We start from the raw sequence: 14,521 nt of genomic DNA on the forward strand, positions 1-14,521 counted from the left end.
TAGCGAGGTATAGGGCCAGATGACGGAAATTTTTGACAAATTAAGAGATTTGCAGGATATTTTAGCCGAAAAATATGAGATTCAGCGCGATATAGAAGAAGCGCCTAAAAAGCTTTTTTCTCAAGATGAACTGCTTGCGCGCTTAAAAAAAGAATTTATTGAAAAAAATGCCGACTATGAAAATGTACGCAAAAAAGTCGTTATGCTGAAAACCGAATTGGCGGAAGCCGAGGCGGCACGCGAAAAAGGTGAAAAGGATATGGACAATATCACTACTCACCGCGAATACGAAGTTCTCGACAAAGAAATACGCGATGCGGCCGAAGCCGAACAAAATACGCGCAAAGAATTGCAAAAGCAGGAAAAAATCCTCGCCGATATAAACGATGCGCTTAAAAACGATGAAAAAATGATTGCTTCACAGGAAGAGGATCTCAAAGCGGGTAAGGCGTCGTTGGACAAAGAAATCGCCGCTATGCATAAAAAGCTCGACAAATTAATCAAAAAAGAAGAAAAAATCGTTCCCGGGGTGGACCCTGAAATTATTTTCAAATTCGAGCGTATTATAAAAAGCAAAGAAACGGGCATTGTAGCGGTGAAGGGAAATGTATGCGAAGGCTGCCATATGATTTTACCCGCCCAGTTTGCAAATAAGGTGCGAAACGGAGACGACATCAATTTTTGCCCCTATTGCAGCCGTATTTTATATTATCAGGAAGCCGAAGACGGTGAAAACGAATACTTTCACCTTGATGATACGGGCAGCTTAACCGATTTTGAAGACGATTCCGATATGGGCGATTCAACCGCCGACCGCGAAACCCTCAAAGAATTGGGGTATGACGAGTAAATTGTAAGAAGAGCTGTAACCGCGGGGTCTGGTACTCCGAGGAAAGTCCGGGCTCCTTCGGAAAGGATGCCGGCTAACGGCCGGGACATAAGCCGTTTATGCGGTTTGTGTACAGACAGCGCAGCAGAAAATATACCGCCCGAAAGGGTAAGGGTGAAAAGGCGGGGTAAGAGCCCGCCGGACGGACGGTAACGTCCGCCGCATTGCAAGCCTCATCCGGAGCAAGGTCAAGCGGTAACTGATTTTTCCGAATCGACAGTTACGGGTAGACCGCATGACATACGGGGTAATCCGTATGCAAGACAGATGGTTACAGCGCCTTCTTTTTAGGAAGGCGTTTACAGAACCCGGCTTACGCTCTTCTTTTTTTTAAAACGGACGGAGTTGTGTAAAATCCGGTTGACACACCGGTTTTCAGACACACCGTTTAACTTATAGATAAAGGACACTGTGTATTTATGCGGGGGGAAAAAAATACAGTCAAAACCGTAAAACGAAGGGTGTACGGCCTGCGTTTTATACTTATCGCCGCTTTGTGTGCCGCCTGTATTATTTCCCTCTTTGTTATCGTTCCCCGCATTATAAAAAAAGCTTCCCGTCTGCCGGCAGCTTCTGAATTGGACAGGCTGTGGAGCAAGGCCGATTACAAGGGGGTTTACGAACTCAGTTCCCGCGTCCTTGCCGAATATCCCTTTCAAAACCTCGCACTCACATACCGCGGTTATGCGGCTTTTTTCCTTGCATTGTCGCAGCCGGAACCTCAGCAAGCCCATTTGTACATCGATACGGCAGTCAATTCCCTGCGTTTAGCCCTTATGCAGGCGACAAAGCGTACCAAACCGCAAATAGAGTATATGCTCGGAAAAACATATTTTCAAAAAAATATGTTGTCCGCCTATCATTATTATGCCGACTCGGCCGTGCGGTATTTGACAGAGGCGCTCGCTTCGGGGTACACTGCACATGATATATATGAATATTTAGGGCTTTGCTATGCCGACTTAAATATGACGGAAGAAAGTATTGCGGCCTTTACCGAAGCCCTGTCCTTTAACGATTCGGATACCCTGCTTTTGGCAATAGCCCGTCAATACTATAAAAACGGTCAAAACGAAGCGGCAAAACCTTATCTATACCGTATAAAAAATACGAGTACCGACGAAGTATTTGTGCTTACCTGCGCACGGCTTTTGGGCGACATTTATTTCAGTGAAGGCAATATTGAAGATGCCCGGAAAGAATATGAAGCCGTTTTAAAAAAAGATCCGAACGATGCGGACTCCTATTACGGATTGGGACTGATATATGAAAAAGAAGGGGATATGATACGGGCCCGCGCTTCATGGCGCAAGGCTTTAAAAGCGCAGGTAAACCATGCAGGCGCTTTAAATAAAATGGATGCAAAAAAATAAGCGGAGGAATAATGAGTATCTTTGACAGATTTACGACATACATCGGTATGGACTTGGGAACGTGTAATACGCTTATCTATGTTCCGGGTAAAAATATCGTTATCAACGAACCCTCGGTCGTTGCCGTTGAGCGCGGAACCAAGCGCATTGTCGCCGTCGGAGCCGAAGCAAAACGCATGTTATGGAAAACGCCCGGCGATATTACGGCCATACGGCCTCTTGCCGACGGCGTTATAGCCGATATGGACAGTACCGAAAAGATGATACGCTATTTTGTATCCAAAACCGTTCCTAAGCACCGGCTTATAAAATCAATTAAAATGAAAATCGGTATTCCCACCTGCATTACCGAAGTGGAAAGCCGTGCGGTTATAGAAGCGGCTATGAAGGCGGGTGCAAAAGAAGTAAGCATTATCGAAGAATCACGCGCTGCGGCAATCGGAGCGGGAATCCCCATTCATGAACCTGCAGGGCACATGGTTTGCGATATCGGCGGCGGAACAACCGAAGTGTCCGTTATTTCGTTAAACGGTATGGTCGTATCGAATGCAATCAGAATAGGCGGCGACGAATTTGACGAAGCCATCATTAAACACGTGCGCAACGTGCATAATCTGGTTATCGGTCAGCAAACGGCCGAACGCTTAAAAATAGAAATCGGCAACGCATCGCCTGAAAAAAACATTGAAAAAATGGAAATAAAAGGAACCGATGCGATAACCGGCTTACCGCGCCGGCTGGAAATAGATTCGGTAGAAGTACGTGAAGCTTTAAAAGATCCGACCAATCAAATAGTCGAAGAAATAAAGGCAACCTTGGGAAAAACTCCTCCCGAACTTGCAGCGGATATTATCGAACGCGGTATTGTTATGACAGGGGGCGGTTCTCTTTTAAAAGGCTTGCCCAAACTGATTTCAAAAGAAACCGGCGTACCCGTTATCCTTGTTGACCGTCCGCTGGAATGCGTCGCCGTCGGAGCGGGACGCTCGTTTGAACTGTTCAGAGATATGTCTTCGGACCGCAGTATTTACGACAATCTCAATTCGTAAAAGCGGGCTTCGGTATGCGTAAGCGTAAAACAGCCTATACCATTAAATTTTCGCTTATATTGCTGACTCTGTATGTCATTATCTCGGCGTCTTTATTGGGCTTGGCAACCGGCAATTTTATCGTCGATTTTAAACGGACCGGATTTTCCGTTATATCCGCCGCGCAGCGGGGAGTCAGCTCGGCCGTAACCGGAACCGAAAATACCGTCAACGCTATCCGCGAACTTTCAAAACTTAAAGCCGAATACGAAAAACTGACCGAACAGCTTAAAAATTACGAATACATGCAGCGTACACATGCGGAAACAAAAAAAGAAAACGAGCGATTAAACTCGCTTTTGGATTTTTCGCAAAAATACGAATATCAAAACCGTGCCGCACGTATTATCGCACGCGATTCGGACAATCTGTATTCCGCTATTACCGTCGATAAGGGCAGCAAACACGGTATTAAGAAAAATATGCCCGTTATAGCCGTGCAAAAGGGCACTGTGGGCTTAGTCGGTAAAATCGTTACCGTCGGCGCCTATACGAGTATGATTATGCCCGTATACGATTTTCAGAGCAGCGTATCGGCCCGTATCCAGCATACACGGGATTTGGGTCTTGTAAGCGGTACAGGATCGCCCGACAGCCCCCTTAAAATGGATTATATAAAAAAGAGGGTATTGGAGGACTTACAGTTCGGCGATATCATCGTTACCTCGGGCGAAAACGGCAATTATATACGCGAAATACCGATAGGAACCTTGCATTCGGTTTCGGTCGTCGATTACGACACATCGCTTTTAATTTCGGTTATGCCTATTGTGGATTTTTCACGGCTTGAAGAAGTTATCATCATCGACACTTCGCATACAAATACGGAAAAAAAGGAGGAGGGCAGGTGAAAAGATTTTTTGCTTTTTGTGCGCTCATTATCTGTACCTTATTGATTCAAACCGCAATTCTTTCAAACCGTCATGCCCTGCCCGTTGTACCGGATATCTTACTCCTTGTTGCGGTTTTTATCGGTTTTCATAACGGCAGCACCTCAGGTCAAACAGCGGGTTTTTTTTCCGGCCTTTTACTCGACTTTTTAAGCGCAGCCCCTTTAGGTCTTAATGCACTTATCCGGACGATTATAGGCTTTTTAAGCGGGCTTTTTTACCAAAGCCTTGAAACGACGGGAATCTTAGTGCCCCTGATATCGGGTTTTACGGCAACCGCGGCCAAAGCTCTGCTTATACGAATCGTTTCGTTTTTTTATCCGGACAGCGTTTTAACATATTCGCTTTTTTCGTCGGTGTTTTGGTATGAATGTTTGTTCAATACCCTGTGCGCCCCCCTTGTGTTCCGCTTTCTATCGTTTTTTACGATTTTTGTAAAAGATTTTCGTACCGAGAGTTTGGATTAATGCAGTTTACGAGTTTTTCTTCGGATCTAAAAAATCAATTCGGTACTGCAAAGTCAAAAGCCCGTATCCTGATTGTTTTTACGGTTATCATCACCTTAACCTTCAGCATCTATGTTTTAAAACTGTTCTCCATGCAAATAATCGAAGGCAGTCAATATAAAAAACAATCGCACACGATTTCACAGCGTGTACGGGTTATACCGGCCCAGAGAGGGGAAATATTCGACCGAAATGCAACCCTACCCATGGTGGTAAACAACGATTCTTTTGCCGTCGATATTACTCCCGGAGAAATTCCCGATGCCAAAAAAGACGGGGTGTACGCCCGCCTTGCTTCTTACTTGGGTATCCCGAAAGCGCAAATCGATCTCAAAACCGCAGGTCATAAAAAAAACTCATATACGGCGATAGAAGTCGCTTCAAACGTTCCGTTTCAGATTATTTCAAATATTGCCGAAAACAGTTTCGACTTACCGGGCATAAGCTGGCGCTCCAAACCCATACGAAACTACGTTGAAACCGGCTCCCTGTCTCACATAGTAGGCTATGTAGGAGATATTACCAAGGACGAGCTGAAAGTGCTGTACAACAAGGGATATACGAATACAAGCATAATCGGAAAAACCGGAATCGAAAAGCAATACGATGAACTTTTACAGGGAAAACCCGGAAGCGAATCGCATACTGTTGACGTAAAAGGCCGACTTGTTTCCGAAACACCGGTTATAAAACCGCCGATAAGCGGAAGAGACCTCATACTGACCGTAGATACGAAAACCCAAACCCTTGTTGAAAAAGCTTTGGGAGAACGGGTAGGGGCTGCCGTAGTTTTAAAGCCTGCAAGCGGAGAAATACTTGCAATGGTATCCTATCCGTACTTTGATCCGAACCTTTTTTATTCGGGAAGTTCGTCGGCATACGGCGCTCTTGCAGCCGATCCGAGAAAACCGCTTATCAACCGCGCAATAAATGCCGTCTATCCTCCGGCTTCAACCTTTAAAACCGTTATGACAGCCGCCATTCTTGCCGAATCCGCCGTTCCCCCCGAAAAAAAAATAGAATGCAAGGGAAAAATGGACTACGGCGACCGCACCTTCCGCTGCCATATCGGAGTACCGGGCCACGGCCACATGAATTTAAAAAACGCACTGGCCCAATCATGCAATATTTACTTTTGGACAGCCGGACGCGACTATCTGGGGGTAGAGCGCATAGCCTCTTACGCAAAAGAGTTCGGTTTGGGACAGGGGTTATCGATTGACTTACCCGGCTCGGAAACGGGCTTTGTTCCGAATGCCCGCTGGAAAGAACGGCGATACCATGAAAAATGGCTCGGCGGCGATACCATGAGTATGTCGATAGGGCAGGGTTACACCCTCGTAACCCCGCTGCATATTGCAAATGTTATGGCTATGTTTGTAAACGAAGGAACTATCTATAAACCGCACCTGCTTAAAGAAGTGCGGGATCCTATAAGCTCGGAAGTCGTACAAAGCGTAAAACGCGAAGTACTCTTTAAATCAAATATTCCGGAAACCGTATGGCCGGTTATGAAAGAATATCTTCGCTACATGGTGACCGACGGCTCGGCCCAGGGCGTTTTGATGAAAAACAAAGCCGTCGCGATTGCGGGAAAAACGGGTACCGCCGAAGTAAGCGGTATCGATAAAAGCTGGCACTCGTGGTTTGTCGGTTACGGCCCCTATGACGCTCCTCCCGAAGATACGGTTGTAGTCTGCGTTCTGGTTGAAGCCGTCAACCCCTGGGAATGGTGGGCACCCTATGCATCGACCATTATTTTTCAGGGCATATTCGCAAATCAAACCTATGACGAAGCCTTGGACGCCCTACGTTTCCGCTATCTGATAAAACCCTCGGGAAGGCAGGAATAATATGAAATTCCGTTTTTTTGAAATATTCGATTATGTGCTGCTTATATGTATGTCATTGCTGATTTTTATCGGCATTATGTTTGTCTATTCGTCGGGGGTCAACTCGAGTGCCGTATCCGTATCGAATGAATACGTAAAACAGATTATGTTCGCCTGCTCAGGCTTAGTGATTATGATTTTTTTTGCCGTATTCGATTACCGGAGATTGAACCGTCTTATACCGATTGCATTTATCGGCTTATTGCTTTTGTTGATATATACGCGTCTTTTCGGGCGTTATGTAAACGGAGCGCGAAGCTGGATAGGTATAGGAAGTTTCGGTGTTCAGCCTTCCGAATTCGGTAAAATCATTTATATTATGTTTTTAGCCCGCTATCTGGACCGCTCCGAAGGAGCCCCTCTTTTTAAGCGTTTTATTATAAGCGGCCTTATCACGGCGGTGCCCGTTTTGCTTATTTTGATTCAACCCGATATGGGAACGGCAAGCGTATATGTACCGATTTTTATAGGCATGATATTTGCAGCCGGTATGAGTGCTTCCTATATTTTATTTATCATATTAACCGGCATACTCACCCTGATTTTTACGGTTCTTCCCGTATGGCAGGAATCGATTTTACAAAAGCCGGTGATGCTTTTAACCGTATTTACAAACTCCCGATTGCGATTGATTGTCATTGCAACTCTTATACTCATAGCCCTTATAGGAACCTTGGGCTTTTTATTGTACCGCAATAAGTACTATTATTTTATTACCTGGTTTTCAGGCACTACCGCCCTTGCACTGGGTACCTCGGTACTGGGAGGAAAGGTTCTAAAAGATTATCAAATTAAACGCTTAATCGTTTTTTTAAATCCGTACACGGATCCGCTCGGCTCAGGCTGGAATATTATTCAATCAAAGATAGCAATCGGATCGGGCGGCATCACGGGGCAAGGATTTTTAAAAGGCACTCAAAGCCATTACCGGTTTTTGCCGCAGCAAAGCACGGACTTTATTTTCAGCATCTTATCCGAAGAAACGGGCTTTGTAGGCAGCCTTTTTATTTTTGTGCTGTTTTTTGTGATTTTGCTGCGTATTATCTTTATCATGTATACAACCAAAAATACCTTCGGCTATTATATCGCAAGCGGCATCCTTGTTATGTTTTTTTTCCACTTTGTCGTTAACGTCGGTATGGTCATGGGTATTATGCCGATAACGGGTATTCCGCTTTTATTTTTATCCTACGGGGGCTCGTCTTTATGGACTGCCATGTGGGCCGTCGGTCTTTTAATGAGTATCCGCTTCCGCCGGCTGGATTTTTAGCAGCGGCTGTGGAAAATTGATAACGGGGAAAAATACCGCAAAACAATCAGTCTTTGTTTTTGTTTTCCCGAAAATCTTTTTGAGTTGCGTAAATTTTGTCCTTACACCGCTTCCCATAATGTATATTCTGTCTACCAAAGGATAAAAACCGACACACACACATACAAATAACGAAAAATCTAAAAAACAACTTTGCAAATTCACGTTACATAACGTTATGCATTTTCCTTTACACAGCGTTCCCAGTCTTTTTGCCCCTGTTCCAACCCCGTCCACACAAAGGCGTTCATTCCGAGTTTTAGAGCGGCATCGATATTGAGTTGTATATCATCGAAAAATACGGCTTCTTGAGGTTTTATCCCCAAACCCGCAAGGCAGTTTTCGTAAATTGCAGGCTCCGGTTTTATAAGCTTAACGCGGCATGAAAAACAGGCATAATCGGCATGCACAAAAGGCGGAATGCTTGTTTCGTAAAAGTCCAAAAACTCATACGGCATATTCGATAAAATACCGAGCTTATACCCTGCTTTTTGCACACCGAGCGCCCAATCGCTTACATCATCGTGAATATCTTTCCAGCTTTCCAAATCCAGCCGGGCAATTTTATCGAGCAAGGGGCGGTTTGCAGCCTCTTTCGTATACCCCGCCTCTTCCAATAAGCGGCGGTACATTTCCGCCCCGTTTATTACACCGCGGTCAAAATCAAAGCGGTATTTTTCATACACACCGCGAAATACATCGGCCGGCACGCCGCTTAATATTTCCATTTCATCGGCACAGTCGCCCGTATTTGTTTTTGAAATAACGTTTCCGTAGTCTAAAATTAAAGCTTTAATCATAATGCTTTATTCTACCGCATATCGGCATAAAAGTACAGAGAAAATAAAATATCAAACCTCAACCGTGTACTTTTGTATACATACTGATAAGATTTATAGATAATACACGCTCAGGCGGTGTTCCACACAAGGAGAAAAAAACTGCCGAGTTTAAGCCATTAAAGCTTCAAGCTTTTCTTTTATAAATTCGCTTTTTTCCTGAAGGCCGATTTTTCCGGTTTGTAAAATCAATACGTTGGGTTTGCGGGCATCGAGCTTGACGCGGCCGGCGCTTTCTTTTATGAGGCGCAAAACCTTTTCGACGGAAATATCGGATACGCGCGAAAATTCGATTGCTGCGCTTCCGTTTCTCTCTTTGAGCGACGAAATCGACAATTTGCGGCACATGATTTTTATCTCCGCCAAAGCAAGCAAGCTCGATACTTCAGGAGGAACCGGACCGAAGCGGTCTTCCAATTCGGCATAAATAAGGGCCGCCTCGTCTTCGCTTGTTGCCGAACTCGAAGCTGCGGCAATTTTTTTATAGACTTCCATTTTAATTTGTGCATTTGAAATATAGCTGTCCGGGATAAAGCCCGTGTATTCGAGTTCGAGTAAAACGTCTTCTTCTTCGGTGTAATTTTCGTCGCTGAGGCGGCGTACCGCTTCTTCCAAAAGGCGGAGGTATAAGTCGAAGCCGACAGAATATACGTCGCCGGATTGGTCGCGCCCCAAAAGGTTTCCCGCGCCGCGGATTTCCATATCCTTCATTGCGATTTTAAAGCCGCTTCCCAATTCGGTAAAGTCGCTTATTACCTGCAAACGCTTCATGGCCACTTCGCTTAGGGCGCGGTTTTCGGGGTACAAAAGATAGGCGTAGGCTTTTCGGTCGCTGCGCCCTACCCGCCCGCGCAGCTGATAAAGCTGGGACACGCCGTACATATCGGCGCGGTCTATGATAATCGTATTGACGTTGGGAATATCGATGCCGTTTTCGATAATGGTGGTTGCAATCAATACGTGAAAGCCGCCCGCTTTAAAACGGCGGAAAATATCGTCAAGTTCTCCGGCGCTCATTCTTCCGTGGGCGGTATCGATAAGCATTTCGGGAACTGCCTGCTGTAATTTTATGCGTACTTCTTCGAGGCTTTCGACGCGGTTGTGAAGATAAAACACCTGCCCTCCCCGCTCGGCTTCGCGCCTGATGGCTTCGGCAACGCGCTCTTCATTGTATGCGTCGATAACGGTTTCAATCGCTTGGCGGTTTTGAGGCGGCGTTTTTAAAAGGCTCATATCGCGGATTTTTAAAAGGCTCATGTGCAGGGTGCGCGGAATAGGAGTCGCGCTCATTGCAAGGGCGTCGATATTCGTTTTAAGCTGTTTTAAGCGTTCTTTATCTTTAACGCCGAAGCGCTGTTCTTCGTCGATAATCATAAGCCCCAAATCTTTAAAACGCACGTCTTTTTGAATAATGCGGTGGGTGCCGATTAAAATATCGATTTCGCCTGCGGCAAGGGACTTTAAAATCTTTGTCTGTTCGGCCTTTGAAACAAAGCGCGACATGTGGGCGATACGCACGGGAAAGTTTTCAAAGCGTTCGGCACAGGTTTCGTAGTGCTGCTCTGCAAGGATGGTTGTCGGCGCCAAAAAGGCAACCTGTTTTCCGCCCATAACGGCTTTAAAGGCCGCCCGCATCGCAAGTTCGGTTTTTCCGTAACCGACATCGCCGCAGATGAGGCGGTCCATGGGAACGGGCTTTTCCATATCCGCTTTGATTTCTTCGGCAACGGTAAGCTGATCTTCGGTTTCCACATAGGGAAAGGCGGCTTCAAAGGCGGTCATAAATTCGCCGTCTTTGGGAAAGGCAAAACCGCGGGCGGCCTTTCTTCGCGAGTACAGGTCAATCAGTTTTTCGGCAATATCTTCAACAGACTGTTTAACGCGGTTTTTGCGGTTTTCCCAGTTTTTGGAGCCCAGGCGGTCAAGGCGCGGCGCATCTCCTTCGTTTCCGATATAGCGCTGCACAAGGTTTACCTGTTCAATCGGAATAAAAACGGTTTCTTCGTCGGCGTATTCGAGTTTAACGTAATCGCGCTCGTGGCCGAGGGCTTTTACGCGCTCTATGCCTTTAAAAAGCCCGATACCGTAATTGACGTGTACGACAAAATCGCCCGGATTAAGCTCGACAAAGGTATCCAAAACCGCGCTTTTTGCCTGTTTTATCGACTTGGGCGTGTGTTTGCGCCGGCCGAATATTTCGTTTTCCTGAATAACCGCGGTTTTTACGTCGGCAAGGGCAAAACCCGACGATATTTGAAGCGGAACGATAATCACGCCGGGAAAATCTTTTAAAAGCTCGCCTATGCGCATTGCCTGGGGGGAGCTGTCGGCATAGATAAAAATGCGCCAGCCGTCTTTTTGCAGGGCTTCCAAGCTTTCTTTTAAATAATTGATATTGCCGAAAAAGCTCCGCGGCGGATCGCATTCGATTTTGAGGGGAGCTTTTTCGCCCGTATGAATGGTGCGGAATAAAAGGCGTTTTTTGTGAGCCTGTACGGTTTTTTCAAAGCGTAAAAGCTGTGTTTCGGGCGGCGGAATAAAACGATCGGGATACAAAGAGCGGGCCTTTTTATACAAGCTTGAGTATTCTTTATCCAGATTTTCAACCGAGTTTACCTGCCGGTCGTAATCGAAGAAGAAAACCGCCGTATTTTCCGACGCGTAATCGAGAACCGATGAACTTTTTCCGTCATCGCTGCCGTGTACAATCGGATAAAAAAACTCTTCACCCTCGGCTTCTTTCGTATTGATTAAGCTTTCAAGCAAGGCATCCCGGCTGCAAGCGGTTTTATCCGTAAGACGGGAAAGCTTTGTATCGAGCCTTTGAATAAGATTGTCCGTCCAAACGGTTTCTTTCATCGGATAGACAATAAGGCTTGTAAGCTTTTCGATGGAAGTTTGCGTTTCGCGGTCAAAGGAACGTATGCTTTCTATGCGGTCAAAGTCGAACACAATGCGGTGAGGATAATCTTCTCCGGGCATAAAGATGTCGAACACTTCGCCGCGCATCGTAAACTCGCCTCTGACCGTAACGCGCGGAACGCGTATATAGCCTTGGGCGCTTAAACGGTCCGCCAATGCGGCGGGGTCGAAACTTTGACCGGCTGAAAGCGAAAATATAAGACTTTCGGTATATGCGGCAGGAGGAACCGGCGTTAAAAAAGCGCGGCGGGTCATTACAAAGATTGCCGGACGCACGGATGACTGTCCGCTTTTCCGTTTTGCGTCAAGCATTTTTGCAAGGACACAAGAGCGTTCGCCGAATACGCGGGCACCCTTTGGAGCCGGACGGTACGGAAGGGTACCCCACCAGGGAAGAGAATGGATGTCGGCCAAGGCATTACCGTCTTTATCGGAAAAAACGCTTTGTAAGTCGGTTACCAAATCCTTGGCTTCTTTTTCTTCGGGAACAACGAGAAAAAGACTTTGCACACCGCAAGGAGAACCCGATGCGCTTTGCAGCCGCATTCGCTCGGCATTCAAAAACTCGGTTAAAAAAAAGGCATACAAACCCTTTTGCGCACCTTCAATTTCGCACGGATATGCATCATCTTTTCGGAAATTTTGCATAATTTCCTGTATATTTTTTGAAGAATGTATGATATGATATAACGAATTCATTGATTTTGCCCGATAATATTATATGGATAGTCTTTTTACGGAGAACAGGTTGTGAAACGTATTCTTGTATACAGTATAGCGGTTTTTGTATTGTTTGCCCAGTCCCTCCATGCTCAACAAAAGGTGCAGGACAAGGTGCAAAAAATTGAAGCGGACAGTGCGGCTCAGGTTTCGATAAAGCTTTACGACAAAACAATGTATTATCCGGCTCATGCGCAAAACAATCCGATACTTGTACACGTAAGTATCGTAAACAAGGGACAGCACACATTCCGATTTAAATTAGCCGACGACCGCGCATTCAGCCTCGATTTTACCGCCTTTAATGCGCGTAATATCAAGCTTACGCAAACGGATAATCTTGTGCGTAAACGCACAACCAGTCAAACCGTTTATTTTAGGGAATTATCCCTTGATCCGGAAGAAGAATACGCTTTTATCGTGAATTTAAAAGATTATTTGGATATTGTTCAGCCTGCGATTTACTATTTTGAATTGACTTTTTATCCGGAACTCTATAAATCTAAATACAATGCCCTTGTTTCAAACCGCTTGAGCTTGGAAGTAAATCCGGATCCCGGTATCGGAGCGTCGACCCTCTTACCCGTAAATTACGATACGGGCGTTATTCTAAAACCCGAAGCCATCGCCCCCGATAAGGTTATTGAGCAAACGATTATTGCCCGGCAAAAGAGCTTGTGGGATCAGTTTTTTTTATACATGGATGTCGAATCGATTTATACTAAAAATGAAATCAATAAGCGCAAATATGCCGCCGCATCCGAGCAGGAACGCATTACAATGCTTTCGAGCTTCAAAAAAAATATGGCCGCCGCACACATCGATTCGGATATAGCGGCAATACCGGAATTTTTCAGTATTGAAAAAACCGCATACACAAAAAATGAGGGAACCGTTATCGTTTTGGAGTGGTTTAAATATCCTACTTTTAAAGAAAAAAAACGGTACACTTATTTTGTACGCTTGAGAGACGGCATTTGGCAAATATACGACTATACCGTAGATAATTTGGGGACTGAATGAAAGCCTTATTAATTTCCGAGTCTCAAGATATCCTTGATTCATATGCACTTTTTTTTAACGGCATAGGGTATGACAATCTGTGTTACCGTTGGCTTTTAAAGGCCATGGATAACTTGGAAGAAATAAAACCCGATTTGGTATTTATAGACGCATCCGATTATCCCAGGCATTGGAAAACCCTCGTTCAGCATATACGGGCCTGTCAACCGAGCTCTCCCGTTATTTTGCTTGCATCCGAACATTTGAATGAAGAAGACCGGAATAAAGCGCAATTTTTGGGCGTATACTGCATCACAGCCTCTATCGAAGAAGAAGATACGCGAAAAAAACTGCGCGAATATCTGAATCCGCAAGCTTTCCCGCTTGAAAACGCCCCTGAGTCCGCACAAAAACCGGAATCGCTTCGGGAATCCGAGACGGAAGCCGAACCTGAAAGCGAATTGTTATCCGAGGCGGAACTTGAAATAGAAGAATGGGAAGAACCCCCTGAAGAAACGCCGGTGTTAGGGGAAGAAACGATTTCGGTAGAAATTGAAGAAGTCGAGGCGGAACCTGAGGCTGCAGCCGATGAAGCAATGAATACGAAAAAAGCCGAAACAGAGCCTGAAGCGGAAGCCGCTGCGGAACCTGTAAGAGAAGCCGAAATCGAAAGCAAGCCTGTAAGCGAAATTGCAAGCGAAGATATTCCCGTTGAAGAAGCTGAAGTCAGCTTAAATCAAAACGAGCTTCAAAGTTTAACCGAATCGGTACCGGCAGCCGAACCGGAAAGTATTTTTATCGATGAATCGGAACCGCAGGCGCCAAGTACCGAAACGGAAAGTTTTACGTTTATACATCCGTCTACCAAAACACCGATTTACGGCAGTTTGATTGAATACAATCCTCCCCTCTTGTTTTTCCGTCCCGATGATGAAAATCTGTTCCGCAGTTTACGCTTCGGGCAAAAATCCGAAGGTATTATAAAACGCACGGAAAAAAGCGATCATGTATTTGTACAAATTCAGGGCTTGGACGAAGGCGTTGCGGAAGTATGTATTTTAAAATAAGGAATCGTTCAATCGCCGCCAATC

11 protein-coding genes and 1 other RNA gene are annotated in these 14,521 nt (G+C 45.5%); 10 read left to right on the forward strand and 2 right to left on the reverse strand.

Going from position 1 to position 14,521, the window contains the following annotated elements; all coding sequences use genetic code 11:
• Positions 1-19: 19 nt before the first annotated feature.
• The 8 genes from V1L52_RS06840 to rodA all read left to right on the forward strand — a co-directional run bounded on the left by V1L52_RS06840 (position 20) and on the right by rodA (position 7,908).
• Positions 20-850, forward strand: a complete 831-nt coding sequence (locus tag V1L52_RS06840) for a zinc ribbon domain-containing protein (protein ID WP_428768186.1) — start codon at positions 20-22, stop codon at positions 848-850.
• A 4-nt stretch (positions 851-854) separates the two neighbouring features.
• An RNA gene (rnpB, locus tag V1L52_RS06845) (RNase P RNA component class A) lies at positions 855-1,220 on the forward strand.
• Between the two features lie 88 nt (positions 1,221-1,308).
• A complete protein-coding gene (locus V1L52_RS06850) occupies positions 1,309-2,262 on the forward strand; it encodes a tetratricopeptide repeat protein (RefSeq protein WP_428768188.1) in 954 nt (317 codons plus the stop codon).
• 11 nt (positions 2,263-2,273) lie between these two features.
• Entirely contained in the window at positions 2,274-3,311 is a 1,038-nt protein-coding gene (locus V1L52_RS06855) for a rod shape-determining protein (RefSeq protein WP_428768190.1), read from the forward strand.
• A gap of 14 nt (positions 3,312-3,325) precedes the next feature.
• Positions 3,326-4,201 carry a rod shape-determining protein MreC gene (gene mreC, locus V1L52_RS06860; protein ID WP_428768192.1) on the forward strand — a complete coding sequence of 292 codons (876 nt, stop codon included), beginning with the start codon at positions 3,326-3,328 and terminating at the stop codon, positions 4,199-4,201.
• Positions 4,198-4,707, forward strand: coding sequence for a rod shape-determining protein MreD (mreD, locus tag V1L52_RS06865; RefSeq protein ID WP_428768194.1), 510 nt, complete (start codon positions 4,198-4,200; stop codon positions 4,705-4,707). The genes mreC and mreD overlap by 4 nt, the downstream gene beginning before the upstream one ends.
• The gene (gene mrdA, locus V1L52_RS06870) at positions 4,707-6,599 is read left to right on the forward strand and encodes a penicillin-binding protein 2 (protein ID WP_428768195.1); all 1,893 of its coding nucleotides are present in this window, start codon (positions 4,707-4,709) and stop codon (positions 6,597-6,599) included. The genes mreD and mrdA overlap by 1 nt, the downstream gene beginning before the upstream one ends.
• Before the next feature lies 1 nt (position 6,600).
• Entirely contained in the window at positions 6,601-7,908 is a 1,308-nt protein-coding gene (gene rodA, locus V1L52_RS06875) for a rod shape-determining protein RodA (protein ID WP_428768197.1), read from the forward strand.
• A gap of 215 nt (positions 7,909-8,123) precedes the next feature.
• On the opposite strand, the gene V1L52_RS06880 is transcribed toward rodA, so the two are convergent.
• Both V1L52_RS06880 and mfd read right to left on the reverse strand, forming a co-directional pair.
• A complete protein-coding gene (locus tag V1L52_RS06880; RefSeq protein WP_428768199.1) occupies positions 8,124-8,747 on the reverse strand; it encodes an HAD family hydrolase in 624 nt (207 codons plus the stop codon).
• Positions 8,748-8,897: 150 nt separating this feature from the next.
• Positions 8,898-12,407 (reverse strand): transcription-repair coupling factor, encoded by a 3,510-nt coding sequence (gene mfd, locus V1L52_RS06885; RefSeq protein WP_428768200.1) that lies wholly within the window; start codon positions 12,405-12,407, stop codon positions 8,898-8,900.
• A gap of 51 nt (positions 12,408-12,458) precedes the next feature.
• On the opposite strand from mfd, the gene V1L52_RS06890 reads away from it, so the two are divergent.
• Positions 12,459-13,451 (forward strand): hypothetical protein, encoded by a 993-nt coding sequence (locus V1L52_RS06890; RefSeq protein WP_428768202.1) that lies wholly within the window; start codon positions 12,459-12,461, stop codon positions 13,449-13,451.
• The gene (locus tag V1L52_RS06895) at positions 13,448-14,497 is read left to right on the forward strand and encodes a hypothetical protein (protein WP_428768204.1); all 1,050 of its coding nucleotides are present in this window, start codon (positions 13,448-13,450) and stop codon (positions 14,495-14,497) included. The genes V1L52_RS06890 and V1L52_RS06895 overlap by 4 nt, the downstream gene beginning before the upstream one ends.
• Positions 14,498-14,521: the final 24 nt, after the last annotated feature.

Source organism: Treponema sp. HNW, from assembly GCF_050320395.1.
Lineage (GTDB): Bacteria > Spirochaetota > Spirochaetia > Treponematales > Treponemataceae > Treponema_C.